This is a genomic window from Paracoccus bogoriensis (assembly GCF_019431455.1).
Classification (GTDB): domain Bacteria; phylum Pseudomonadota; class Alphaproteobacteria; order Rhodobacterales; family Rhodobacteraceae; genus Paracoccus; species Paracoccus bogoriensis.
Window position 1 is genome coordinate 74,314 of the sequence record NZ_JAHYSR010000006.1, and the last position, 25,091, is coordinate 99,404.

The 25,091-nt window shown below is 67.1% G+C and carries 26 protein-coding genes and 1 tRNA gene; 12 read left to right on the forward strand and 15 right to left on the reverse strand.

The window, feature by feature from the left end; genetic code table 11:
• Nucleotides 1-8 precede the first annotated feature (8 nt).
• Complete coding sequence (locus KY389_RS04590) at nucleotides 9-461, forward strand: Hsp20 family protein (protein ID WP_219829627.1); 453 nt, start codon at nucleotides 9-11, stop codon at nucleotides 459-461.
• A 180-nt stretch (nucleotides 462-641) separates the two neighbouring features.
• Here KY389_RS04590 and cysW read toward each other — a convergent pair whose 3' ends face one another.
• The 5 genes from cysW to KY389_RS04615 all read right to left on the reverse strand — a co-directional run bounded on the left by cysW (nucleotide 642) and on the right by KY389_RS04615 (nucleotide 5,283).
• Entirely contained in the window at nucleotides 642-1,454 is an 813-nt protein-coding gene (gene cysW / locus KY389_RS04595; RefSeq protein WP_219829628.1) for a sulfate ABC transporter permease subunit CysW, read from the reverse strand.
• A complete protein-coding gene (gene cysT, locus KY389_RS04600; protein ID WP_219829629.1) occupies nucleotides 1,451-2,299 on the reverse strand; it encodes a sulfate ABC transporter permease subunit CysT in 849 nt (282 codons plus the stop codon). Before cysT ends, cysW begins: the two co-directional genes overlap by 4 nt.
• The gene (locus tag KY389_RS04605) at nucleotides 2,296-3,288 is read right to left on the reverse strand and encodes a sulfate ABC transporter substrate-binding protein (protein ID WP_219829630.1); all 993 of its coding nucleotides are present in this window, start codon (nucleotides 3,286-3,288) and stop codon (nucleotides 2,296-2,298) included. Before KY389_RS04605 ends, cysT begins: the two co-directional genes overlap by 4 nt.
• Nucleotides 3,285-4,382, reverse strand: a complete 1,098-nt coding sequence (locus KY389_RS04610; RefSeq protein WP_219829631.1) for a sulfate/molybdate ABC transporter ATP-binding protein — start codon at nucleotides 4,380-4,382, stop codon at nucleotides 3,285-3,287. The genes KY389_RS04605 and KY389_RS04610 overlap by 4 nt, the downstream gene beginning before the upstream one ends.
• 241 nt (nucleotides 4,383-4,623) lie before the next feature.
• Entirely contained in the window at nucleotides 4,624-5,283 is a 660-nt protein-coding gene (locus tag KY389_RS04615; RefSeq protein ID WP_246587951.1) for a DUF3047 domain-containing protein, read from the reverse strand.
• 101 nt (nucleotides 5,284-5,384) lie between these two features.
• On the opposite strand from KY389_RS04615, the gene KY389_RS04620 reads away from it, so the two are divergent.
• Nucleotides 5,385-6,485: an FAD-dependent oxidoreductase gene (locus KY389_RS04620; RefSeq protein ID WP_219829632.1), complete on the forward strand. Its 1,101-nt coding sequence runs from the start codon at nucleotides 5,385-5,387 to the stop codon at nucleotides 6,483-6,485.
• Here KY389_RS04620 and KY389_RS04625 read toward each other — a convergent pair.
• The 8 genes from KY389_RS04625 to KY389_RS04660 form a co-directional block, all read right to left on the reverse strand.
• A complete protein-coding gene (locus KY389_RS04625; RefSeq protein WP_219829633.1) occupies nucleotides 6,482-7,117 on the reverse strand; it encodes an ATP-binding cassette domain-containing protein in 636 nt (211 codons plus the stop codon). The genes KY389_RS04620 and KY389_RS04625 overlap by 4 nt on opposite strands.
• Nucleotides 7,114-8,796 carry an ABC transporter permease gene (locus KY389_RS04630; RefSeq protein ID WP_219829634.1) on the reverse strand — a complete coding sequence of 561 codons (1,683 nt, stop codon included), beginning with the start codon at nucleotides 8,794-8,796 and terminating at the stop codon, nucleotides 7,114-7,116. Before KY389_RS04630 ends, KY389_RS04625 begins: the two co-directional genes overlap by 4 nt.
• Entirely contained in the window at nucleotides 8,793-9,989 is a 1,197-nt protein-coding gene (locus KY389_RS04635) for an ABC transporter substrate-binding protein (RefSeq protein WP_425517142.1), read from the reverse strand. The genes KY389_RS04630 and KY389_RS04635 overlap by 4 nt, the downstream gene beginning before the upstream one ends.
• A 6-nt stretch (nucleotides 9,990-9,995) precedes the next feature.
• Entirely contained in the window at nucleotides 9,996-10,628 is a 633-nt protein-coding gene (locus tag KY389_RS04640) for a CDP-alcohol phosphatidyltransferase family protein (protein ID WP_219829636.1), read from the reverse strand.
• Nucleotides 10,625-12,787, reverse strand: coding sequence for an FAD-dependent oxidoreductase (locus KY389_RS04645; RefSeq protein ID WP_219829637.1), 2,163 nt, complete (start codon nucleotides 12,785-12,787; stop codon nucleotides 10,625-10,627). Before KY389_RS04645 ends, KY389_RS04640 begins: the two co-directional genes overlap by 4 nt.
• 116 nt (nucleotides 12,788-12,903) lie before the next feature.
• A complete protein-coding gene (locus KY389_RS04650; protein ID WP_219829638.1) occupies nucleotides 12,904-13,662 on the reverse strand; it encodes a LamB/YcsF family protein in 759 nt (252 codons plus the stop codon).
• Nucleotides 13,663-14,685, reverse strand: coding sequence for a 5-oxoprolinase subunit C family protein (locus KY389_RS04655; protein ID WP_219829639.1), 1,023 nt, complete (start codon nucleotides 14,683-14,685; stop codon nucleotides 13,663-13,665).
• A complete protein-coding gene (locus KY389_RS04660; protein ID WP_219829640.1) occupies nucleotides 14,682-15,428 on the reverse strand; it encodes a 5-oxoprolinase subunit B family protein in 747 nt (248 codons plus the stop codon). Before KY389_RS04660 ends, KY389_RS04655 begins: the two co-directional genes overlap by 4 nt.
• Nucleotides 15,429-16,157: 729 nt before the next feature.
• Between KY389_RS04660 and KY389_RS04665 the strand changes: the two genes are divergently transcribed.
• Nucleotides 16,158-17,567 (forward strand): tyrosine-type recombinase/integrase, encoded by a 1,410-nt coding sequence (locus KY389_RS04665; protein ID WP_219829641.1) that lies wholly within the window; start codon nucleotides 16,158-16,160, stop codon nucleotides 17,565-17,567.
• A gap of 141 nt (nucleotides 17,568-17,708) precedes the next feature.
• Here the strand turns inward: KY389_RS04665 and KY389_RS04670 are convergent, their stop codons facing one another.
• The gene (locus KY389_RS04670) at nucleotides 17,709-18,086 is read right to left on the reverse strand and encodes a BRO-N domain-containing protein (RefSeq protein ID WP_343222900.1); all 378 of its coding nucleotides are present in this window, start codon (nucleotides 18,084-18,086) and stop codon (nucleotides 17,709-17,711) included.
• Nucleotides 18,087-18,333: 247 nt separating this feature from the next.
• On the opposite strand from KY389_RS04670, the gene KY389_RS04675 reads away from it, so the two are divergent.
• From KY389_RS04675 to KY389_RS04705, 7 genes are all read left to right on the forward strand, one after another.
• Nucleotides 18,334-18,531, forward strand: coding sequence for a hypothetical protein (locus KY389_RS04675; RefSeq protein WP_219829643.1), 198 nt, complete (start codon nucleotides 18,334-18,336; stop codon nucleotides 18,529-18,531).
• 136 nt (nucleotides 18,532-18,667) lie between these two features.
• Nucleotides 18,668-19,234, forward strand: coding sequence for a recombinase family protein (locus tag KY389_RS04680; RefSeq protein WP_219829644.1), 567 nt, complete (start codon nucleotides 18,668-18,670; stop codon nucleotides 19,232-19,234).
• A 247-nt stretch (nucleotides 19,235-19,481) separates the two neighbouring features.
• Entirely contained in the window at nucleotides 19,482-19,775 is a 294-nt protein-coding gene (locus KY389_RS04685) for a hypothetical protein (RefSeq protein WP_219829645.1), read from the forward strand.
• Between the two features lie 149 nt (nucleotides 19,776-19,924).
• The gene (locus KY389_RS04690; protein WP_219829646.1) at nucleotides 19,925-20,452 is read left to right on the forward strand and encodes a hypothetical protein; all 528 of its coding nucleotides are present in this window, start codon (nucleotides 19,925-19,927) and stop codon (nucleotides 20,450-20,452) included.
• Nucleotides 20,453-20,774: 322 nt separating this feature from the next.
• On the forward strand, nucleotides 20,775-21,020 hold the full coding sequence (locus tag KY389_RS04695; RefSeq protein ID WP_219829647.1) for a hypothetical protein: 246 nt from the start codon (nucleotides 20,775-20,777) through the stop codon (nucleotides 21,018-21,020).
• A 157-nt stretch (nucleotides 21,021-21,177) separates the two neighbouring features.
• Complete coding sequence (locus tag KY389_RS04700) at nucleotides 21,178-21,819, forward strand: hypothetical protein (protein ID WP_219829648.1); 642 nt, start codon at nucleotides 21,178-21,180, stop codon at nucleotides 21,817-21,819.
• A gap of 85 nt (nucleotides 21,820-21,904) precedes the next feature.
• A complete protein-coding gene (locus tag KY389_RS04705; RefSeq protein WP_219829649.1) occupies nucleotides 21,905-22,903 on the forward strand; it encodes an RAD23 family protein in 999 nt (332 codons plus the stop codon).
• A gap of 123 nt (nucleotides 22,904-23,026) precedes the next feature.
• Here KY389_RS04705 and KY389_RS04710 read toward each other — a convergent pair.
• Nucleotides 23,027-23,102, reverse strand: a tRNA-Ala gene (locus tag KY389_RS04710).
• Nucleotides 23,103-23,493: 391 nt separating this feature from the next.
• On the opposite strand from KY389_RS04710, the gene KY389_RS04715 reads away from it, so the two are divergent.
• Together KY389_RS04715 and KY389_RS04720 are read left to right on the forward strand one after the other, a co-directional pair.
• Nucleotides 23,494-24,024, forward strand: coding sequence for a TetR/AcrR family transcriptional regulator (locus KY389_RS04715; RefSeq protein ID WP_219829650.1), 531 nt, complete (start codon nucleotides 23,494-23,496; stop codon nucleotides 24,022-24,024).
• Nucleotides 24,021-25,085 (forward strand): efflux RND transporter periplasmic adaptor subunit, encoded by a 1,065-nt coding sequence (locus tag KY389_RS04720; protein ID WP_219829651.1) that lies wholly within the window; start codon nucleotides 24,021-24,023, stop codon nucleotides 25,083-25,085. The genes KY389_RS04715 and KY389_RS04720 overlap by 4 nt, the downstream gene beginning before the upstream one ends.
• Nucleotides 25,086-25,091 lie beyond the last annotated feature (6 nt).

Genomic DNA, 25,091 nt, shown 5'->3' on the forward strand with positions numbered 1-25,091 from the left:
ATGAGACCATGCGTAGCCTGGACCTGACCCCGCTCTACCGCGCCTCGGTCGGTTTTGATCGGTTGGCCGACCTGATGGACCGCGTTCTGACCGCAGATGTCGCCGCCCCGACCTATCCGCCCTATAATATCGAGAAGACGGGCGAGAACAGCTATCGAATTTCCATCGCGGTCGCAGGCTTTTCCGCCGATGACCTGAATGTCGAAATGCGCGATGGCGCGGTGATCGTCTCGGCCCGCAAGGCCGATGAGGACGAGGGCCGCACCTATCTGCATCGCGGTATCGCCACCCGCGCCTTCGAGCGCCGTTTCACGCTGGCCGATCATGTGCGCGTCGAGGGCGCCAGCCACGTGGACGGCATGTTGCACATTGATCTGCTGCGCGAGGTTCCCGAGGCTCTGAAACCCCGCCGGATCGAGATTGCCAAGGGCGCAAGAACCGTGACGCAGCTGGACTCGTAACATTGCGGGTCACGCCCGCCGGAGAGCGGGCAGGGGGGCGCTGCCCCCATCCGGCCTTGCCGAATTCCCCGGGGATATTGGGACCAAGGCAAAAGGCTGTTGCCCGGAGGGGCCCTTGGCCCCGACTGCCTTCGCGGCCCCTCGATGGGGCCGTGAAGGCAAGCCCCCCGCCATTGCTTACTATGCGCGGCGCGCGTCCAGAAGCGACTTCACCGCCAGCGCGATCAGGGCGATCAGCGTCAGGACCGAGGCCGCAGCAAAGGCGCCGACCGCGTTCAGGTCATTGAACAGCAACTCGACATGCAGGGGCAGTGTGTTGGTCTGTCCGCGTATATTGCCCGACACGACCGAGACGCCGCCGAATTCGCCCACGGCGCGCGCCGTGCAAAGCACCGTGCCGTAAAGCAGCGCCCATTTGATATTGGGCAGCGTCACCCGGCGGAAGACCTGCCAGCCCGATGCGCCGAGCGTCACCGCAGCCTGTTCCTGTTCGCTGCCTTGCGCCTGCATCAAGGGCAGCACCTCCCGCGCGACAAAGGGGGCAGTGACGAACATCGTCACAAGAATGATCCCGGGCAGCGCAAACATCACCTGAATGTCATTGGCCTGGAGCCACGGCCCCAGCAGCCCCTGACGCCCGTAGAGCAGCAGGTAGCAGATGCCCGCGATGATCGGCGAGATCGAGAAGGGAATCTCGATCATCGTGACCAGGATGCCGCGTCCGGGGAAGCGGTGCCTGGCCACAGCCCAGGCCGCGGCGATCCCGAAGGCCACGTTCAGCGGCACCACGACCAGCGCCACGATGCTGGTCAGCCAGATCGCGTGCAGCGTCATCGGGTTCAGGATGTTGGACATATAGACCTGCCACCCCTGCGAAAAGGCGCGGGCGAAGATATAGGCCAGAGGTGCCGCGACGAAGAGAATCGTCAGGGTCGCGGCGATGGCGACCAGCGCCTTGGCACCGGGGCTGGCAGGGCGGGTGGCGGCGCTCATCTCAGGGCCTCGCGGTGGCGGGCCGCCCAGGTCTGCAGCAGGTTCGATGCGACCAGCAGGACCAGCGCGAAGCCCAGAAGCACCAGCGCGATCGCGGCGGCCCCGTTATAGTCGAATTCCTCCAGCCGGATATAGGCCAGCAGGGCCGCGATCTCGGTCTGAAAGGGCAGGTTGCCCGCGATGAAGACGATGGCGCCGAATTCGCCGAGCGACCGCGCGAAGGCCGTCGTGCAGCCCGCCAGCCAGGCCGGCAGGATTGCCGGAAAGACGACCTTCGCGAAGATCTGCCAGGGCCGCGCGCCGAGCGTTTCGGCGGCCGCTTCCAGCGACTGGTCCAGATCTTCAAGCACCGGCTGCACCGTTCGGACCACGAAGGGGACCGAGGTGAAGGCCATGGCCAGCGCGATGCCCCAGATCGTGTAAACGACCGGAATGCCGGCCGGGTGCAGGACCGCGCCGAACCAGCCATTCGCCGAGAACAGCGCCGTCAGCGATAACCCCGCCACAGCCGTCGGCAGCGCGAAGGGCACGTCCATCAGCGCGTCCAGCAGGCGTTTGCCCGGAAAGTCGTAGCGGGTCAGCACCCAGGCCATCAGCAGGCCGTAGATGGCGTTGAAGACCGTGGCGATGGCCGCCGCGATCAGCGTGATCCGGAAGGCCGCCACCGCGCGGTCGCTGCTGACGATGGCCCAGAATCGGGCGGGGCCGATCTCGGCCCCTTTCAGGATCAGGGCGACAATCGGGATCAGCACGATCAGCACCAGATAAAGCAGCGTCGTGCCAAGGCTCAGCGTGAAGCCCGGCAGGACGCGTCTGGCGCGGATGGGGGCGGCCGCCGTTATCATTGATTGACGAAGACCTGATCCAGGATGCCGCCATCGGCCAGATGCTCGGCGCGCACCGCGTCCCATCCGCCAAAGACATCATCGACGGTGACCAATTCGACCTGGGGCAGGCTGTCCGCGAATTCGGCGGCCACGGTCTCGTCAGTCAGGCGATAGTCGAAATTGCCAAGAATGCGCTGCGCATCGGCGGAATAGAGCCATTCCAGATAGGCCGTCGCCACCTCGGTCGAGCCGTTGCGCTCGGCATTCTGGGACACGACCGCGACCGGGAAGGCCGCGAAAAGGCTCATCGAGGGCGTCACGCGCTCGAAGCCCTGGGCTGCGTATTCCTCGGCGATCTGGGCGGTCTCGGCCTCGAAGGTCACCAGCACGTCACCGATGCCGCGTTCCGCAAAGGTCTGGGTCGCGGCGCGCCCGCCCGTGTCGAAGACCGGCACGCTGGCAAAGATCTGGCGCACGAATTCCTGGGTCGCTTCGTGATCGCCGCCATTCTGCGCCAGCCCGTAGGCATAGGCCGCCAGATAGGTGTAGCGCGCATTGCCGCTGGTCTTGGGGTTGGGGAAGACCGGTGCCACGTCCTCGCGGGCCAGATCGTCCCAATCCTCGATCGCCTTGGGATTGCCCTGCCGAACGAGAAAGGCGGGCAGCGAGTAGTAGGGCGAGGCGCCGTTGGGCAGCAGGTCGCGCCATTCCGCGGGCAACAGGCCGCCCTCGGCCAGCACGTCGATATCGGTTTCCTGGTTGAATGTCACGACATCGGCCGCCAGCCCTTCCAGGATGGCGCGGGCCTGACGGGACGATCCGCCATGGCTCTGGTCGATGGTCACGGTGCGGCCCGTTTCCGCCTGCCAGTGTTCGGCAAAGGCGGGGTTCAGCGCCTCGAACAATTCGCGAGCGATGTCATAGCTGACATTCAGCAGGCGATCCTGGGCTGCGGCGGGGGCGGCGAGGGTCAGGGCCAGGGCGGTGGCCAGAAGCGGCGTTTTCATCGGGCGATCTCTTTCTTGGGGTTGTCGGATTGGGGCGCGGGCGGGGCCTCGCGGCGGCTGGCGGGAAAGAGCGCGGCAGCCTCGATCCGCAGCGCGACGGCGTCGCCCTGGCGCAGGGGCGCCGTGCCGCGGCGGGGCATCACGGCCTCGGCTTCGGGCAGGTCGGGATGGCTGAGGATCAGGCGCAGCTCGGCCCCGGTCGAGCTGACTTGCGCCACGCGCCAGGGGCTTGCCGCGTCGGGCAGGGCGCGGATGTCGGCGGGGCGCGCGAACAGCGTCGCCGCACCGTCGGGCAGGGCACGGCGGGGCAGGGCGGTCAGGTCCAGCCCCGGCGCCAGGGCACGGCCCTGTGCCAGCGTCACCGGCAGTTCGACCGTCGCGCCCATGAAGCGGGCGACGAAGGGGCTGGCGGGGTGATCGTGGATTTCGTCAGCATGGCCGATCTGGGCGATGCGGCCCTCGCCCATCACCACGACACGGTCGGCCAGTTCGAAGGCCTCTTCCTGATCGTGGGTGACGAAGATCGTGGTCGATCCGGTCGCTTCATGGACGCCGCGCAGCCAGCGGCGAAGGTCGCGCCGGATCGCTGCATCAAGCGCGCCGAAGGGTTCGTCCAGCAGAAGCAGGCGCGGCTGGATCGCCAGCGCCCGGCCAAGCGCGACGCGCTGGCGCTGGCCACCCGATAGTTGCGCGGGATAGCGGTCGGCCAGATGCGCGATCTGAAGAAAATGCAGCAGTTCATCGACCCTGGCTGTGATGGCGGCCTTGCCGGGACGCTCGGCGCGCGGGCGCACGCTCAGGCCAAAGGCGAGGTTGTCGCGCACCGTCATGTGCGGAAACAGCGCGTAATGCTGAAAGACGAAACCGACGCGGCGGTCACGGGCGGCCAATTGCAGCCAGTCGGCCCCGTTCACGGTCAGGCTGCCCGCGTCGGGCCATTCCAGCCCTGCGATGATCTTCAGCAGCGTCGTCTTGCCGGACCCTGACGGCCCCAGCAGCGCGACCAGTTCGCCCGGCGCGATGTCAAGGTCGATGCCGCGCAGAACGTCGGTCTTGTGGAACCGCTTTGTCATCGCGCTGATGGTGATGGACATGGCGCCTCTCTGATGCTGTGCCGATGCAGCTAGAGCGGCCCCCGCGCGCCGACAAGGGCGCCGCCATCGCGCGCGCAAGAGGATCGGCGAATAACGGACCAAGTGGCCGCGCGCGCGCCCGACCACCGTTGCGGCCGGCAGGCAAGTTCTGGAACATTGTTCTGGGCTTGGCCTGAAAGGGGTGCAAGACTTCCTTATTTCACCATTTTCTGGCCGCAGAGCCGGAAAGTGGTTCTGGTCCTTAGCTCAGGGTCAGATTGCTGATACTGGCCCGCACCCGAGTCCCCGTGTCATCGCTGTCGGCCGAGACGGCAACGCCGACCAGTGCCTCTGGCGTCGGGCCGAAGGCGCGGGCATGGTCGCGCGCCAGATCCGTGGTCACATTGCCTTCACCGGTTCCCGCCGGGCGCTGCACGATGGTCACGCCACGCCCGCGCATATAGGGACTGGGCAAAATGCTGCCCGGCGCGTGATTGCCGCCCCAGACATGCATCACCACCCGCGCCGAGCGGTTCGACAGCAGCCGCTGCGGACTGGTGCCGGGGCGCAGGCTCTGGGCCGAGGCCGCATCCATGAAGATGAAATACAGCGCGATGTTGCGGTCATCGCCCCCCTTTCGCGTCAGATCGGTCGCGGGGACGCTTTCGCTGACGGACCAGTTCCAGCGCGCCTGCCGCGCGCCACGCAGCGAGGGGTCCAGCGCACGATAGATCAGGGATGAGCTCTGATCGGCGGCGATGCCTAGACGTGGGCCTTCCAGCGCGTAGCGCGTCGGGGTCAGGCGCGGAAAGGTCAGCGCCTGCCAGTTTCCGTCAAAGGCCAGCATCGCGGCCTGCGCGCGCGCGACCCATGGGGCAGCCAACGCGGTTCCAAGGATGGCCAAGGCCATGCGTCGTTTCATGGGGCGCCTCCGTATCTGTTCTATATCAGATACGAAGGCGCGTCCCTTGCCGTGTTGCCATCACGGGAAAGTGACACAAACCTGCAAGAGGGAGACGGCTCATGCGGATCATCCTGCTTGGCGGCGGCCATGCCCATATCGGCGTCCTGCGCTTGTGGGCCGCGCGCCCGTCCTGCCGTCCGAGAGGGCCGATCCTGCTGGCCGATCCGGGGTCAGAGGTATGGTATAGCGGCATGTTGCCCGGTCATGTCGCGGGCCATTATCCCGCGCGCGCGCTGATGATCGACCTGCCGCGCCTGTGCGACCGCGCCGCCGTGACGCGGATCGAGGCCGCCGCCGATGCCGTCGATCCCGTCCGGCGGCGCGTCAGGATCGGCGGGGCTTGGCACGATTTCGACCTGCTGTCGCTGGATATCGGCGCTCACGCCCGGTTGGATGCCTTGCCCGGATTCTCGGATCATGCCCTGGCGGTCAAGCCTCTGGGCACCTTTTCCGAGGGCTGGGCGCGCTGGCTGGCCAAGGCTCTGCCTGCGCCGCGTGTGGCGGTAATCGGCGCCGGTCTCGGCGGCGCCGAGATCGCGCTGGCCATGGCGCATCGGCTTGGACCCGACGCCCGCGTCACGCTGATCGAGGGGGACGCCCAGCCCCTGCCGGGTCTTGGCGCGCGTGCGCGTGCGATGGTGGTAGGGGCGTTGGAGCGGCGCGGAATCGGGATCCTGACCGGTTCTGCCGTCGCGCGGGTCGAGGCCGACGCCCTGCATCTGGCCGATGGCCGCATCGAGGGCGCCGACCTGATCGTTGGTGCGGCGGGCGCGCGGCCGCATGGCTGGCTTGCCGTGTCGGGCCTGACCGATGCGCGCGGCTTCGTTCCGGTCGGCCCCACGCTTCAGCATCCCGAATATCCGCATATCCTGGCCGTGGGCGATTGCGCCGAGATGCTGGCCAGCCCGCGCCCCAAGGCGGGCGTCCATGCCGTGCGTCAGGGGCCGGATCTCGCCCATAACCTTGCCGCGCTGGTCGCTGGCCGTCCGCCCCGGCCCCATCACCCGCAGCGCGATTTCCTCAAGCTGGTCTCGTTGGGCGAGCGTCGGGCAATCGCGCTCTGGCGCGGGCTGGCGCTTGGCGGGGCCGGGGGCAGCGCGCTTTTGTGGCGGCTGAAGGACCGGATCGACCGGGGCTTCATGGCGCGCGGGCGATGCTAGGCCAGCGCGACCACCGGCCCGCCCGCCGCCGCCGCGTCCTGCGGATCGTGCGAGACCAACAGCACCGGCACGCCCCGTGCGGCGGCATGGTCGAAGACAAAGCGCTGGATCTCGTCGCGCAGGGACATGTCCAGCTTGCCGAAAGGCTCGTCCAGCAGCAGCGCCTCGGGGGCGGCCAGCAGCGTTCGCATCAGCGCCGCGCGCGCCCTCTGACCGCCCGACAGGGTCGCCGGATCGCGAAGGCCAAGGCCCGCCAGACCGGCCTCGGCCAAGGCCTCATCGACCGCCTGCGCGCGGGCGGCCCGGCCCCGGATGCGCGGGTCGAGGCCAAAGGCCAGATTGCCCGCAAGGCTCAGATGCGGGAACAGCAGCGCGTCCTGGAACATCAGGCCGATGCGGCGGCGTTCGGGCGGCAGGGCGGTCAGGTCGCGCCCGTTCAGCGTGATCCGGCCCGACAGCGCGAATCCAGGCGCAAGGCTGCCCGCGATCGCGTCCAGCAGCGTCGATTTGCCGATGCCGGAGGGCCCCATCACGGTCGTCACCGATCCCGGCGCGACGTTCAGCGTCAGGCCCCGGATCAACTTCGCGCCGTCGGGTCGGGTGATGGTGACGTGTTCGAGGATCAGGCTCATCGAAAGGCTCCGGCAAGGGCGCGGCGGTCGCGGTGCCACCATGCGGGGATCACGAAGGCGCAGGCATAGGCCAAAAGCGGCACCAGCGCCTGAAGGCTGGCATAGACGCCCGAGACGCGCCGGTCCGACCCCGAGGCCAGCGTCACGGCCTCGGTCGTCAGGGTCGCCACGCGCCCCGCGCCCAGATACAGCGTCGGCAGGTATTGCGCGACTGACACGGCGATGCCGATGGCCCAGGCGGTCAGCAGCGGGCGCAGCAGGACGGGCAGGCGCACTGCGACCAGCCGCCGCCACGGTCCCGCCCCAAGTGCCGCCGCCGTCCGCATCAGGCGCGGGTCCACCGCCCGCCACGGCCCCGACAGCGACAGAAGCACATAGGGAAAGACGAACAGCATCTGCCCCATGCCCACCGCCAGCAGATCGGCCTGAAGCCCGGCGCGCAGGAAGACGACGTTCAGTCCATGCAGGAACCCGATCTGCGGCACCAGCAGCGGCAGCAGGATCAGCCATTCCGCGCGCATCCGCGCGGGCGCGGCCTGAAGCCATGCGACAGCCAGCGCCAGCGACAGGCTGGCCGTCGTCCCCGCCAGCAGCACCGAGGTCATCAGCGCCCGCCGCCAGCCCGGCGCGGTCATGGACCAGGCGTTCAGCGACCAGGCTTCGGGCAGGATCAACGGAAAGGGCCATCGAAAGGCCAGCGACCAGATCGCCAGCGCCGCCATGGCCAGCAGTCCCGCCGCCATCAGCACAAGCCCGGCCATGGCGGCCAGGCGCAACACCGCGCCCGCCATCCAGCCCGGCGCGCCAGCCGGACCGCGCCCGCCGCGTGCCAGCCAGGCCGGCCCAAGGCGCGCGGCCAGACGCTCGGCCCCCCAGGCGGCGGCGATGACCGCGCCCGCCAGCCCCGCCTGGAGGATCGCCCCGGCGGATGCGGGCAGGATCATCGCCAGATCGGGGCTGACGAACCAGCGCGTGACCGCGACCCCCAGAACCGGCGGATTGGCCGGGCCGAGGATGATCGCCATATCCACATTCGAGACCGAATAGACCAGCACCACCCAGAAGGGCAGGCGCAGCATCGGCCAGATCGCGGGCAGGACCAGCCGCAGCCAGACCGCCCCCGGCCCGTAGCCAAGCGCCCGCCCCATCGCCATGATCCGCGCCAGCGGCACCTGCCCAAGCGCGGCCAGGATCACCAGCATCAGGAACGGGATCTCCTTGACCATCAGCCCCAGCATCAGCGCCATGCCCCACGGGTCGTTGACGCTGGCGGCGCCGGGCGGGCGCGTCCAGTCCATCAGCGGCGCCAGGGCGCGTGCGATCCAGCCCGAGGGCGCCAGCAGGAAGGCCATGCCGATGGCCAGCGCGGCATGTGGCACCGCCAGGAACGGCGCCAGCCAGCGCGCGGCCCGTGCCGCCGACAGCCGCCCCTGCAGCGCCTGCACCAGCGCCAGCGCGATCAGCAGCGACAGGATCGCCGCCCCCAGCCCGCTGACCAGCGACAGCCGGATGCTGCCGCCCAGTCCGGGCAAGGCGAAAAGCTGGCGCCAGGGCTCCAGCGACGGCGTCTCGCGGCCTAGGGCGGGCATGATGCCAAAGGCCGCCCGCCCCGTCTGCCACAGCCCAAGCACGACGGGCGCGACCAGCGCGGCCAGGAGCAGCGCGGGAACGGCCCTCATTGCGTGTAGCGGCGCGACCATTCCTCGGTCAGCAGGGTCATCCAGCTGGCATGGGGCTCAAGCAGGGTAGGGCCCAGATCCTCCAGCCGGGGCAGGGCCTCGGCGGTCGGCAGGGCGTCGAAAAGCGCCTGCGCCTCGGCATCCAGACGGGCGGGGTCGAGGACCGAGAACGAGCCCAGCACCGTGATGTCCTGCATATGCGCCTGCGCCTCGGGCGAGATCAGGAAATCGGCCACGACCTTGGCACCCGCCTTGTTCGCGGCATTGTAGGGGATCGCCACAAAGCTGACATTGCCGATCATGCCGCCTTCGGTCACGAAGACGCGGGCCGTGTCGGGCAGAAGCCCCTCGGCGATGGCGGCGGCGGTCGAGGCCGGATCGAAGGACATCGCGATGTCGATTTCGCCATCGTTCAGCAATTGCTGCTGAACTCCCTGATTTTCGGGCAGGGTGCGGCCCTCGCGCCAGAGGTTGGGGCGCAGCGCGTCATACCATTCCCATAGCGGTGCGGTGGCGGTCTCGAAGGTCTCGGGCGTGGCGGGTTCCTGCAGCATGGCAGGGTCGGGGGCCAGTTCGACAAGCGCCTGCTTCAGGAAGGTCGCGCCCATGAAGTTCGATACGGCCGGATGCGTCATGCGGCCCGGATTGGCCTCGGCCCAGGTCACGAATTCGGCCATGCTGCGAGGCGGTTCGGGGGCGCGTTCGCTGTCATGGACAAAGACGAAACGCGCCAGCCGCCAAGGGCTTTCCATCCCCTCGACCGGGACGGTGAAATCGACCGAAGCCGGCGCCTCGGGCGAGAGGTCAAGGTAACGCGCATTGGGCAGGTCCGCGACAAAGGGGCCATGCAGAAGGCCCTGTTCCTTCATCGCCAGAAAGTTCGGCCCGTTGATCCAGATGAGGTCCACGGCCCCGCCCTCATCCCGGCCCGCCGCCTTTTCCGACAGGACGCGCGTCACGGCCTCGGCGGTGTCCGACAGCTTGACCTGCGTGACGGTGACGCCGTAGCGCTGGCTGGTCTGGGCGCTGACCCATTCGATGAAGGCATTGGTGCGCGCATCACCACCCCAGGCGTGCCAGAACACATTTTGCCCCCGCGCCTCGTCAAGGACGGCCTGCCAATCTTTCGTCTGGGCATGGATGGGGGCGGCGAGGCTGAGGCCAAGGGCCAGCGCCAGCAGGCGGGCTGAAATCATCGTTCATTCCTTTCGTTCCGGTCGGTCATCTTCGGGCGAAAAGGCCAGCCACCCCTGATGCCAGCGCGTCAGCGTGGTCAGCAGACATGCGGCGGCAAACAGATAGGCCAGCGTGGCAAAACCTGCGGGCCAGAGGCACATCAGCACAAAGACGGCAATGGTCTCGGCGCCCTCGGTCAGCCCGCCAAGGTAATGGATGCCCTTGGGACCGTGGCGCGAAGGCATCGGTCCGCGCCGCGCGGCAATGGCGGCAAAGGCCAGAAAGGACGAGCCCGTGCCGACGAAGGCCGCGATCAGCACGGCGGCGGGCAGCGCCTGTTCCGGCTGGCCGATGGCAAAGCCCAGGGGAAACAGTGCATAAAAGACGAAATCCAGCGCAATATCCAGAAAGGCGCCCCTATCGGTGGGGCGGCCCTGTCGCGCGATGGCGCCGTCCAGCCCGTCGGCCAGGCGGTTGGCCAGCAGCAGCACCAGTGCCAGCAGATAGGCCTGCATCGCCAGCGCCGCGACCGCGGCCAGCCCGATGACGAAGCCCAGGATCGTCACATGGTCAGCACAGATCCCCGCCTGCGCCATGCGGCTGGCGACCGGCGCCAACATGCGCCGTTGCAGGGGTTGCAGGGCAGCGTCGATCATGCGCGCCTCCAGCCGTGATAGCGCGCCAGCATCGCCAGCAGGCGCGGGTTCAACCGGGCGCGCCGCCATTGCCCCGCCAGATTTCGGGTGGCCTCGGACCAGGTGGGATAGGGCAGGATGGTGGACAGCATCCGCGACAGGCCCAGCCCGTTCTGCATCGCCAGCGCGAAGGGGGCCAGCATCTCGCCCGCCTCGGGGGCGATGATGGTGACGCCCAGAACCTTGCTGCGGCCCCTGGCGGTCACGACCTCGACCATGCCGCCGGTGGCGCCCTCGGCGATGGCGCGATCCAGCGAGGCCAGCGGATAGCGTGTCACCTCATGCGCGACGCCGCGCTTTTCGGCCTCGTGCGCGCCAAGGCCCATCCGGGCGATCTGCGGGTCGGTGAAGGTCACATGCGGCATCGCCTGGGGTTTTCCCCTGAGCCGCCAGAGATGGCCAAACAGCGCATTCAGCGCCGCTTGCGCGCCCTGATGGCCCGCCGCATGGGTGAATTGCCACGGCCCCGCCACGTCGCCCGCCGCAAGGATATTCGGCCAGATCGTCTGAAGATAGTCGTTCGTCTCGACCGTGGCGCCGACCGGAATGCCCAGCTTGTCAAGGCCCAGCCCCTCGACCCGGGGTTTGCGGCCGACCGCTACCAGGATCTCGTCGCAGGGCAGCCGGCTTGTCGCGCCGCCCTCGTCGATTTCCAGCCAGCGTTCGGCGCCATTGGTCCCAGCGGCCAGCGCACGCGCCCCGGTCCGCAGCGCCACACCATCGGCCATCAACGCGTTGGCGATAAGGCGTGCGGTCTCGTCGCTCTCGCGCGGCAGCAGGCGGGGCGCGGCCTCGATGACGGTGACGGCCGATCCCAGCCGTGCCATTGCCTGCGCCAGTTCCAGCCCGATCGGCCCGCCCCCCAGCACCACAAGGCGCGGCGGCACGCTGCCGCGCGCAGCCAGCCTGTCCCACAGCGTTTCCGAGGTCAGCGCGCCGGCCTCGGCCAGTCCGGGCAGGTCGGGCATCACCGGCGCTGCACCGGTCGCAAGGATGATCGCGCGGCCTGTCAGGCGCTGCGTCATCCCGTTGGGCAACTGGATCTCGACGGTCCAGGGATCGGCCAGCCTTGCCCGGCCCGCAATGACCTCGACGCCCAGGCTGCGATAGCGTTCGGGGCTGTCATGGGGGGCGATGGTCGCGATGGCGGCATTGACGCGGGCCATGACGGCGGGGAAATCCACCTGGACCGGGCCGGCGGCGATGCCCATGCGGGCGGCGTTGCGGGCGCTGTGGGCGACCTTGGCGCTGGCGATCAGCGCCTTCGAGGGCACGCAGCCCGTGTTCAGGCAATCGCCGCCCATGCGCCGGGCCTCGACCAGGGTGACCTGCGCCCCGGCCGAGGCCGCGACATTGGCCGCCACCAGCCCCGCCGAGCCCGCGCCGACCACGATGACGTTGCGGTCAAAGCTGCGTGGCCGATTGGCGCCGCGTTCCAGCTGGCGGCGTCTCCGGCGGCCAAGCGCCCAACGCGCGATCCAGGGAAAGACTGCCAGCGCGGCGAGGGATGCGATCATCGCGGGCGACAGCACGTCCGATGGAGTGGTGATCCGCGCAAGCTGCCTGCCCGCATTCACATACAGCACCGTCGCGGGCAGCATCCCGACCAGGCTGACCCAGGCATAGGTCCAGACCCGGATCGGCGTCAGACCCATCAGCAGGTTCACCGCAAAGAAGGGCAACGCCGGGATCAGCCGCAACGAAAACAGATAGAACGCCCCATCGCGCCTGAGGCCGGCCTCGATCCCCCCGGCCCGGTCACCCAGCCGGGCGCGGACGCGTTCGCGCAGCAGGTGGCGCGCGGCCAGAAAGGCCAGCACCGCACCAAGCGTCGAGGCCAGCGAGACCACCACCACCCCGGCCGCCAGCCCGAACAGCGCGCCCGCGCCAAGCGTCATCCAGACCGCCAGCGGCAGCGACAGGGCTGCCACCGCGACATAGGCCAGGAAATAGAGCGCGATGACCAGGACAGGCCGCTCGGCCCGCATCGTCTCGGCCAAGGGGACCAGATCGCGGACGCGCTCGGGCTGGCTGATCAGCGGCCAGAGCCACCAGCCCAGGGCCAGCGCGGCGACCAGCACCAGCAGGATGGCCAGATTGGTCCGGGTCTTGAATGTCATGCCTTTGGTCGCCCCCTGTTGGGCGGCCCCGACATGGGATCAGGACCGCCTGTGCAAGAAGTTACGGGACAGGGCCGCTTTTTCGGCGTAAAATCACGAGAACGTGAGCCGGACGGTCAGCTTGCCATCATCCGCAGCCGGATGCCCTGGCCGGTCAGGTGGTCGCGCAGGCCCTGGGCCATGGCGACTGCGCCGGGGGTGTCGCCATGCAGGCAGATCGTGTCGATCCGGCAGGGGATCTGCCGGCCGCCTTGCGCGATGATCGCGCCCGCGCGCAGCATCCGTTCGATGCGCGGGCCGATCTTTTCCAGGTCATGCAGCACCGCGCCGGGCTGGTCGCGCGGCACCAGCGTCGCGTCGTCGCGATAGGCGCGGTCGGCGAAGATCTCGGTGGCATGGCGTGCGCCCAGTTCCTCGGCCACGGCCTGCATCGGGGTCGCGGCCAGCACGACCAGGATGATGTCGGGGTCCACGCGCAGCGCGGCCTGATAGCAGGCCCGCGCGATGGCGGGGTCTTCGCTGGCCATGTTCGACAGCGCGCCGTGCAGCTTGAGGTGCCGGACCGCGGCGCCCACGGATCGCGCGATGCCCTGCGCGGCGCCCAGCTGCCAGGCGATCAGGTTGCCCAGTTCCTCTGCCGACAGGGTCATGCGGCGGCGGCCAAAGCCCTGCAGATCGGCAAAGCCCGGATGCGCGCCGATCCCCACGCCATGCGCCGCAGCCAGCCGCATCGTCGCCGCCATCACCGAAGGATCGCCCGCATGGGCGCCGCAGGCGATATTGGCCGAGGTCACGATCTTCAGCAACGCCGCGTCGTCGCCCATCGTCCAGGGGCCGAAGCCTTCGCCCATATCCGCGTTCAGATCGACCTGCATCTAGTCCGCCTCGTCCCCGCGCACCACGCCCGAGATCAGAGAATAGGTCAGAAGGTCCGGCATGGTCGAGGGGTCGCGGATCAGCGGCCCGGTTCGCGCCCGTGCCTCGCGCAGCAGCGTTTCTTCGCTGCGATGGACGGCGCGGGCCTGGGCCAGGGTCAGGTGCTGAAAACGGACTACGCTGCCCGGCGGCGTCTGCGCCAGACGCGGCAGGTCGTCCGGCAGGATCGTGCCGATCCGCGGATAGCCGCCGATGGTCTGGCATTCGGCCATCAGCACGGTCGGCACGCCGTCGCCCGTCATCTGCACGTCGCCCGGCCCGATCACGTCCGAGGCGAGCCCTTTGGCCAGTTGCCGCGCGCCCTCGGCCTGGAAAGGGCGCGGGCCGTCCAGCGCAATGGCCTGGCGGTTGCTGCGCGGTGCGCGGCGAAAGGTCGCGGCCAGGAAGGCCGCGCGCTCCTCGGGCGCGAAAAGGGCGGTCTGCGGACCGTCGATCATCCGCAGCGTGCCGCCCCCAAATCGCGGCAGAGGCCGGATCAGGCGCGGTCTGCGCTGTGGCGCCGGGTCGGGGCCGCAGGGCAGGACCGCCCCCGCCGCAAGCGGCGCGCCGATCCCGATGCTGAGATGCGCGGACCGGCTGCCCAGCCAGTCCGGCCCCGCGATCCCGCCCGCAGGCGTCAGATAGCCCAGCATCCCCTGTTCGGCGGGACCGATGGTCAGAACTTCGCCCGGCCTCAGCAGCAGCGTGGCGTGCCATGGGACCGGGCGGCCATCCAGCGTGGCACGCATCGGCGCGCCCGTCAGCGCCAGCCACAAGGGCGCCTCGGCCTGAAAATGGCCGCCCGCGCCGGCCATCTCGATCGCGGGCAGGGGGGTGGGGCTGGCCAGCAGGGCCGCCGCCTCGATCAGGGCCAGCCGGTCCATCGCGCCGCCGCGCGACAGGCCCCGCGCCAGATGGCCTGGGCGCCCCATGTCCTGAACGCTCAGCAGGCCCGAGACCGCGCGCAGGATCAGCGAGGTCATGGCAGTGTCTCGCAGACAGCACCGCCCATGCCGTCCGGTTCGGCGCGCAGCGCGGCGATTCGATCGGCGGGGGCAGGGGCCAGACGGATCGCGTCACCGGGAGCAAGGGGCATCGGCGACGCCCGGTCGGGCCAGAAGCTGCGAAAGGCCATCCGGCCCACCTGCCGCCAGCCGGTGGGCGAGGGGTTGCCGAAGATCACGATCTGGCGCAGCGCGACGACCACCGCGCCCGCAGGGACTTCGGGCACCAGTTCGGGCAGGCGCGGCAGGTTCCAGCCCTCGGGCAGCAGGCCCAGATAGGGCTGGCCGGGCGCGAAGCCAATGGCCAGCACGGCCAGATCGGTGTCGCAGATCTGCGCCACTGCCTGTTGGGGCGTCAAGCCCAGCTGCCGCGCGATGGGCGCCAGTTCCGGCCCCTCGGCCCCGCCAAAGGCGGTGGGCAGCGTCCAGCGGCGGCGGGGCTTGGGTGGCGCGGCATCGGCCAGCGCGGCGCGGGCGCGGGCCAGCAGATCGGCTTCAAGCCTGGGTGTGATCCGTGCGGGATCGAAACGCAGCAGGCACGAGACGAGCGCGGGCGCGATCTCGACCGCGCCTGCAGGCGGGCGCTCGGACAGATCGGCGGCCAGGCGTCGCGCCGCCGCCATCGCCTGCGGGTCGGGCGACAGCGAAAAGCGCACGAGCAGGCCGTCCAGCCCGTGTGGCAGGATTTCGGGGCTGAGCGGAGCACGCAGGTTGTTGGTCATGGGATCAGTGTGGTCAGTCGCGCGGGGGGTGCAAGCCCCCACCGGCTGGATGTTCGGTCCCGGCATCTGGCGGATCGTATTGACGATCAATCTGTCCCGCTCTGAGGTCCATACCTTTCAGGTGTATTCACAGGGTGAGAGACCGTTCAGGGTTTGGAGTCTGCGGACGACAATACAAGCTGCGATATAAGCTGCGACGAATTCGGCGAGGACGCCCGCAGCTGCTTGTGGCTATCGTGGTGACAGCGCCTGACGGTCGCATCCTTGATCGTGCTGTTCACCCTCTCGATCCGGCCAATGGCCCACGGATGGTTCGGCTTGGTCAGGCGGTGCTCGCTCTCGTTTTCCTCACAGATCGTGTTGAAGCGCACCGGCCAGGCACCCCGCACTGCCGCAGCGCAGGGGGCGAGCTTGTGATGATCTTCGAGGGGCACGGCGGGGTCAGCTATCGGGAGGCCGTGAAGCAGGGCCTCATCCGCGTCTCGCGCGCCTGACAGGCAAGCCGAAACGAAAGCACCGGGGGACGGAAGGCTGGCCCTCGGACTGCTATCAGGATGGCGCTGTCAGCGTATCAGCATCAGGCCAGCAAGCTGTTGGTTTCATTGAAAAAACATTATTGGTGGAGCCAAGGGGAGGATAAACCGGTCTTCAAAATCCCTCTGTAATCCTTGTATCGCTGGTGCTTTGTTGGAATATATAGGCAGAACGACCTAGGCAGAAAGATGGGAAATGGCGGGCAAGAGCAAGCGCGGAGGAGAGCGGCACCTGTGGTTGCAGGGCAATGTTTTCTGGTATCGCCAGCAACTTCCTGTCGCGGTTCACGCCAAGATCGGCGGACCCAAGTTCGTCAGAGTCAACCTCCGCACGGCTGACGTGATCGAGGCCAAGCGCCGCCGTGACGAACTGGAAGCGCAGACCGCCATGCAATTCCGACAGATAAAGACGGGCCGCAGGGTGAGCCTTGAGCTGCCCGGATGGAAGCCCGCCAAGGTCATCGACCGGGCCACCCTCGGGGCAGCCGAGCGGGGCGCGCTGATGCGGGAAGCCTTGGCCGAGTATCTGGACGCCGACGACGCCGACAACGCCGACCTCATCCGAGACTTGGCAGCGGATGAAACCGAGCGTTTGGAGAAGAAGCCCACCGAGGCTAGCGCCTTCACGAACGCCTTCACGGGCCGCGAACCCGTGGCGCATCATCTCGAAACCTATCTGAACACCGCAGGGCTAGCCCCAAAGACCACCGGAGAGCGCCGGGGGCTGGTCTTGAGGTTCGCCCGCTGGGCCGATGCCAAGGGCCTCACGCTGGACAGGATCGACCGCAGGCAGGCGGGCAAGTATGTGGGCGAACAGATCGACCCCATGCACCCGGCAACCCAGACCAAGCACCTCACGGCGCTGCGGTCCTACTGGAAGTATCTGGCCCGGCGCGGGCATGTGCAACTGCCGCCTGGCATCACGCTTGACGATGGCTGGCCGTGGAACGGGCAACAGACCATCCAGACCGGCAAGCGTGTGGAGCGGGGCAGCAAGAAGGCCGAGGAACGCGCCTTCACCGATGCCGAGGTATCGCGGCTTCTCTATGAGCCGTGGCCGATGAAGAACCCGGAATGGGAAAGCCAAATCCGCGATGCGCTGACCATCAGCCTCTTGTCGGGGATGCGCTTGGCCGAGGTGCTGACGCTGTGGGTCGAGGAAGTCCACGATGGGGTCTTTGACATTCAGCAGGGCAAGACCGAGTCAGCCGCCCGCAAGGTTCCGATTCATCCCGACCTCTCCGAGATCGTCGCCCGCCGCACAGCAGGCAAGATCGGCAAGCAATGGCTGTTCCATGAAGTGGCGACCGAACGCGATCCAGGGGACACCTTCGGGAAGCGCTTCAAGCGGTTCCGTGAGGCCGTGGGCGTGGATGATCGCCGCGAAGGCACCCGCCGCTCACTGGTCAACTTCCATTCCGCCCGGCGCTGGTTCACCACCAAGGCACGCCATGCGGGGCACCCGAGGGAGACCATCGCGGAAATAGTCGGTCATGCCCCAGACAAGAAGGACGTGACCTTTGGCGTCTATGCGCGGGGTGCCTCGGAGGGACAGCGAAGGGCTTGCGTGGGGGACGTGAGGTTGCCGCATCAGAACGTGCGGTAGCACCAAGCAAGTATTGCGCCGGTTAGAGCGCCAGTCGCCATGTGTCCTACAGGGGGCGTAGCATTCTGGAATAGAGCGAAGCCCGCCGCCCAAATCACGGCGCCTATTGCGGCACCCATCAAGACGGTGGGAAGGTGTTTTTTATCCATCACCATGACGTTCCATAGGCTTCTCGATATTGCAAGCGTGCCCCTTGTCGGTGAACGTGCCGGTGTCCTGAAGCGCGGGCAAAACCTCATCGGTCACCCATTGGCGATACTCACGGGCCACCGGCTTGCGGCTTTCGAGGACCAGATCGTTGAACCCGCCGCGCGTGATGAGATAGACAGAGGGTGTGGTCGGATGGTCCAATACACCCTTCCGAACTGTCAGATTTGAAATCTGACCCCTGCCGAGGTTCTGTTTTTGCTCGGGTTTCAGGCGGCGAAGGATGTCCGACACGCCCGCCGAGCTGTGGAGCCCCAACCCTTCACAGACATCCTTCGCCACGAACCACGGTGTTCCATCCGAGAAGATCACCGCGCGGGCTTTCCCGAAGGGGCCGGAATGTTCCGACGCAGAAGTGCGAGTGTCGGGGATTGAATGAGAGGCACACGCGGTTCCCCCGTGGGGGCACCTTCGCGGAAACCTCTGGCCCGTGCCTCATTTCCACAGGCGGGAATGTCCCGGATGTGGAGTTTTATTCAATCTTTACAATGAACTGCGCTGCGGCCTATCTCGGTCATGCGCGCCGCGTTGGCGCGATCATCGAACAAGGGACAACGCAATGACCTTCACAGCAGACTTCACGCGCAACTTTTGGCACCTCCGCGTTGGCCGCTGGCAGACCACCATCAGCACCCGCGCATGGGCTGACGATGCACTCGGTTGCCACGATGCCGGGGTATTCGCCTTTCACCGCGACGGGGCAGGGGAGTGCAGCCTTCGATTCCCGTTCGTTGCGATCTTCTGGGGCAACGACTGATGGCTCATCTTCTCACATGGGCAAGGTAGTGCGAGACAAGGCTAGCAGGGCTGAAACTTATCTCACACAAATGGTATTGACGTTCTGAGACATTCATCTCATATTCTCTAAGACCCGTGTGGGAAGGAATGGGATCATGATTGTTGGATATGCGCGCACCTCGACCACGGACCAGAAGGCTGGCCTTGAGGCGCAACTTCGGAACCTCCGCGCGGCAGGCTGCGAGGACATCTATCAGGAGGAGGTCTCGTCGGTCGATACGGCGAAGCGCGAGAAACTGGCTGAGGCCCTGCGGTTCATCCGCAAGGGAGACGTTCTAGTTGTCTCCAAACTGGACCGTCTGGCCCGCTCTGTCGCCCATCTGAATGAGATCGTGAAGGAGATCGAAGGCAAGGGAGCAAGCCTCCGCATCCTCGATATGTCCATCGACACGGGCACCCCGAACGGGCGCCTTATGTTGAACCTGCTGGGCAGCATCGCACAGTTTGAACGCGAGATCATGTTGGAACGGCAGCGCGAGGGTATCGCCAAGGCCAAGGCCGAGGGCAAATACAAGGGCCGCAAGCCGACAGCCCGCGCCAAGTCCGAGGAGGTGTTGCGTCTTATCGCAGAGGGCTTGCCTGCCGCCGAGGTTGCAACGCAGGTCGGCATCGGCAGGGCCAGCGTCTATCGCATCATCGCTGATGCGGCCACGGAGGGCTGAGGCGCATCCCGTCACATTAACCCCACCTTATGCACAAACAGCGAAGCCCCGGCAGGAATGTCCTCCGGGTTTCTTCATATCCGCGCCGATGTTGCATCGCCGCGCCACAGTGTCGGGGCGTCAATCGGCTTTCGTATCTCGTCCCGGTCTCACGCCTCCGTTCGCATCCCCTTCCCTAGCACCCCAGGTCGAACGATCAGGGCCACCTTCCTTCATCCTTCACCACATCAACCTCAAGGACAAGCCCATGCCCAGCCGAGCAAATCGCCGCAATGACGGCACCATGCCTCTGTTCATCTCCGACCTGCGCCAACTGTCCGCGCGCCACCTTCCTGAAACCAATGGCGAGACGCGAAGCGGCGACCAATGGGGAACCGCCCGGATGCGCCCCGAGGTGGCCTCGGTCATTGACGCCTTGGCCCAGCGTCATGTTGAGGGGACCGGCAGGCCGATTACCAAATCCGAGATTGTCGCCGCCGCGCTGAACCTCTCGCTGCCCGTTCTGGCAACCCGCACGTTCCCCGCAAAGGTGGCTGGTTGATGGCCTTCGACGCGATACCGCAGGACAGCAACGCCCCGTCCTGCCCGAAGTGCGGCGCGCAATTTCAACCCAAAAGAAGGGGCCAGAGGTTCTGCGGTAGGGACTGCCAGAAGGCGACCACGCGGCACAGCGCGAGGGGAACCCGAGAGGTGGAGAACGCCAAGCGCAATCGGGACCACTACAGCCGCGCCGCGTCCCTCTGCTATGACCTCAACCGCCTGCCCGCGTGGAAGCGTGCGCCCTTTGTTTCCCGCCTCATCGCTGCGGCCAAGGATGGTGACGCCAAGCTGCGGAACATTCTAACAGACCCCAGCTTGCTAACCGCAGACAGATCATCTGGCATCGGCAAGCTCTATCCCGACAGCCATGACTTCGACGTGTTGAACATCGCCAAGGAGGCTAACGACTACTGCCGGAAACGATGGGGCATCAGCATCAAGACAGCCCTGGCGGCGAACTGCCCAGTGCAGATCGTAGCGGAACCTGAAGCGGACTTTCACGGCCCGATCAAGGAATCCCACTGGCAGCGCCTCAAGCGCGAGGGGCGGCTAGGCTTCAGGCCGCAGCCGATCACCGGCAACTATGATTGGCGCGATCTGGCCCGCGCGATGCGAGACCCAGGCTGGGGCCGATACTGGCATGGGGATGATGCAACCGCGAGGGTTGGCGACCGCTAATTCGCGCCCCCCGCATACATAGTAGTGAAACCCACTAGGTGCCCTGAAGGGGCTGAACTTGATCGAGGCCATCATCAAAAAACCAGCCTGAACAGTGCCCCATGACGGGAACCCGAAGCATCACCTGCATGATGCAGGGGCACCTTCGTTTTACCTCATCACGCGCCTTAGATCGGCTTCGCCTTCGGAGAGACCAAGATCATGGGGTCTCCAACGCAGAGCGTTCCCGAACATCCACCATGAGCATCCCCCTGAAGGCGCATCCGATTCATCGCGGCCAACTTCAGGGCCAACCTCATCATACCCGCTTAAAGGAACCCCAATGAGCAACCCGACCAACACTGCCGCATGGCTGCTTGTCCGCCGTGCGCCCATGCTGACGGACGCCGAGATTATCACCGCGACCGGCGTTCACCGCGAGAGCCTTGCAAGGATGCGCCGCCGCCACGGTGAGATGATCGCCGCCAGCATCACCCCCACGGGAAGCTGGGCGCGCGATGGCGCATCGCTGGTCATTGGCGAAGGCGACCCGACCGACGCCAGCAACCCCGACGCCCCGACGACCTGACGGGCCGTGCACCCGCTCAAGGACAGCTTGAGGCTGACCCTTCCCGGCGCCCCACCGCAGCCGCCCACGCAACCCAAAGAAGCACCCCCGACACGCCCCGCAGGTTCGCCCTGACGGGGCTTTTCCTTGCCCGATTCCCAGAAAGTCAGGACATCCCATGAACGCCTTTTCCCGCAACGCCCTCCGCATCGAGACCCCCGCAGTTGGCCCCGCTCCCGTCACGCTGGCAAGCCTCATCCCCGACCGTGCCCGCGCGCTGGGCTGCATGACCTTCGACAGCTATTGCGACCTGATCGACAAGGAGGCGACCGCCCACCTCACCGGGGGGCCGCTTGCGCGCGTCAGTCGCCTTCGCCAATACCGCCGCCCGCGTCCGTTCTTTGATCGCAGCACCGGCAAGCACTGTCTGTCTGTCCCGCTCAACAGCACAGGAACGATGTATGCGAAGGTTGACGCCGCCGACTGGTTCGAGATGCAGGAACTTGGCGTCAGGGGTCTCTGGACCGCCACCAATGTTGGTGGGGGGCGTATTCATGCCTACACCGAGTATCCGATGAAGAACCATGCCGTGACCGTGGCGCGTCTCATCCTCGGGTTGGGGGCAGGTCAGCAAGTATCCTTTGCCGATGGCGACAGCCTGAACCTGCGCCGCAGCAACCTTCTGACGACCGAACAACGCGAACCCCGCGCCGGATTGCGCCGCCGCGCCCGCTACGATGCCCGTGAAGTCGCCCGTGAGGCCGCCGCCTTGCGTGACCAGATGGTTGCCGAGGGCCGCCGCTTCGACGTGACCTCCTGACCTTGCCGCCGCTGGGCCTGCCTTGGACGCGCCCAGCGGCCCACCATCTCGCACATCTTCAAGTTTCCCCGAAAGGAACCCCATCATGGGCACCGAATACAACGCATTCACCGACAGCTTCTCGGGCAGCAGCAGCGCCAGCAACCTTGCCCCCGAACAGCGCCACAACGACATTCGCGCCACGGTCGGCACGGGCGGGTCCGAGATCACTTATCGCCGCGACGACAGCACCGGTCAGACCCACGCCATTGTCACCGGCAGCGCCGGGCAGGCCGTCAACAGCGGCGACCTTGCCCAAGGCGAAGGGGTCGAACGCACCGTCCGCAGCGCCACGGGCTTTCCCGTCCTGGGCCGCGCCTATCGCCCGAACGATACCGTCGAGGTCATGGGTCAGCGGATGGAGATGGGCCTTGCCGCGACCCTTGGCCTGATCGCCCGCAATCCGGACGGCAGCTTTTCTTTTAGCGGCGATGCCGGGAGCGACCGGGAGAGCGCCGCAGAGGCCACCCAGCAGGCACCGGAGGGGCAACCCGAAGGCGACACCTTCCGCGCCTCTGACGATGCCGAGGGCGCGCTGACGGCCTTGGTCGAGTCGCTGCCGCCCGGAACGCAGATGGCCGCCTTGAATGCGCTGGTCGAGACCGGACAGGTTGGCCCGGAGATGATCGAGCGCATGGCCCGCCAGTCGGGGGCGGAACCTGCCGACCTTGCCCGCCAGATCGAGGCCGCACATGCAGGCTTCTATGACTCGGTGATGGACAGGGTTGAGGCGATGGGCGTTCACGACAGCGACCTGTTCGGGGACTTCATCGAGGGCGACCCGAAGCTGTCCCGAGAGATGCAGCAGGCGGTTCGCAACCTGATGATGACCAACGACGCAACCGGCTTCGACCGGCTGGCCGAACGCTTCGTGCAATCGCTTGACCGCGTGGACCCGCAGGCCGTGAAGGACGCTCTGACCGCCTCGGGCATCCCGCATCGTCGCAGCCCAGGGGGCGAGCTTGTGTTGATCTTCGAGGGGCACGGCGAGGTCAGCTATCAGGAGGCCGTGAAGCAGGGCCTCATCCGCGTCTCGCGCGCCTGACGGGAAAGCCGAATCAAAAACACCGGGGGCCGGAAGGCTGGCCCTTGGACCTAGGCAGAAAGGGCTAGGCAGCTAGGCAGACAACTTTCTCTAACCGCCTGAAAAATAATAAAAAAACATTATTGGTGGAGCCAAGGGGAGTCGAACCCCTGACCTCTTGAATGCCATTCAAGCGCTCTACCAACTGAGCTATGGCCCCACCTGAGGTCTGCAAGCGACGCTTCGGTCCCTTGCTGAGGGGCGTATAGAGGCCGCCGTCGGGGGCTGCAAGAGGAAAAATCGAGCCACTTCCCGCTTTTTCGGCGGCGCTCATCCTTGCCAATCTGGATCCGTTGCGCGCCGATAACCTGCAATGGGTTGTGTCCTCCGCCTGCCACCATGGTTTGCCACCACGAAACGGTGGACTGCACAAGGGCGCGCTGGACCGGGACAGACATCGTTGAAATCCTGGCGGTGCATGAAGCGGCTATGCACATGACCAAAGGGCGCCGTTCGCGGTCGATGTCAGGCCGGTGGCAGATCGGCAATCCGGCAGATTGACAAGGCTCGATCCCGAAGCTACCGACCGGTTGGTAAGTCAAAGGGGTGCGATGCGCAGAGCGATTTCCCGTGACACGATCCTGGATGCCGCCACCATCGTGGCGCAGCGCGATGGTGCGTCGCGCCTGACCATCGAAGCCGTCGCCCGCGAGGTCGGGTTGAGCAAGGCCGGGCTGCTCTACAGCTTTCCCAGCAAGGACGCGTTGATGTCCGCCCTGCTGGAGCGGATGATCAACAAGGTCGGTGCTGGCCAGGACGAGCGCGGCTGCAGCGGCATCCGGGCAAAGTTTGACGCGATGCTGGGGCTGATGGGCGAAGACATGCCGCTGGCCCATGCGATCCTTGTCGCAGGCACGCATAATCCGGCGCTTCTGGACCCGTTGCGCAGCCACATCGCCGAAGAAATCCGGCAGATCCTGGAAAGGCTTTCCGATCCGGTCGGCGCGCTGGTCCTGCTGGCGGCGCTGGATGGGATGCTGTTGCAGCATCTGCTGGGACTTCCGCCAGCAGAGCCCGACATGCGGCGCCAGATGCTGGCACGAATCGACGCAATGATTTCCGAATTCGAGGTCCGGGGATGACCAGTCTGCGCCTTGCCCTGTTTGTCGGCCTTGTTCCGCTGCTGCTGGCCGGCTGCATACCCGATGCCAGCGCCGATACCGCGCCCGAGGCCGAGGCACCGCCCGCGCTGGTCGTGCCGTTGGTGACGGCGGCGCCCGATTCGCGCGCCGCCTCGCGCAGCTTCGTCGGTCGCGTCGAACCTCGGCGCACGGTCGATCTGGCCTTTCAGGTAGAGGGCCAGTTGATCGAACGTCCGGTCTCGGAAGGGGATCGGGTCGAGGCAGGCGCGCTGATCGGGCGACTGGATGCAACATCCTATGAACTGGCGGTCGCCCGCGCCGAGGCCGTCAACACCCAGGCCCTGGCCGAGTTCGAGCGGGCGAATACGCTGGTCGATCGCGTCTCGACCCGCGCGCGGCTGGACAGCGCCCAGGCCGAACGCGCCCAGGCCGAGATTGCGCTGCGCGAGGCGCGCCGCGCGCTGGACCAGACCACCATCACCGCGCCATTCCCGGCCCTTGTGGCGCGCACGCTGGTCGAGGAATATGCCAATGTCACCCCTGCCGTGCCCGTGCTGCGGCTTCAGGACATCAGCGAAATGCGCGTGGTGATCTCGCTGCCCGAGACGCTGGCCGCGATCGCGCGCAACGATGCCGCGGCCTTCGCCGCCGAGGCCAGCTTTCCCGCGCTGCCCGATCTGCGTGCGCCGCTGGAATTGCGCGATTTCGTGACCGAGGCTGACCCTGTCGCGCAGACCTACGATGTCAGCTTCGCCATCCAGGGGCCGCTGGACCCGCGGCTGTTGCCGGGCATGACCGCAAATGTCCACATCCGGCCGCACAACGAGGTGGCGCGGATCAGTTTGCCGACCGGGGCCATCGACACGACCGGGCCAGACGGGCCGCGCGTCTGGATCTATGACCCTCAGGCCGGGACGGTCCGTTCACGCAAGGTCACGCTTGGCCTGCCTCAGGGCGGATCGGTCGTGATCGCCGAGGGGCTGCAGGCGGGCGAAACCGTCGTTGCCGCAGGCTGGTGGCAACTGACCGAGGGCGCGCCCGTGCGCCCCGGCAATCTCTGAGGATCG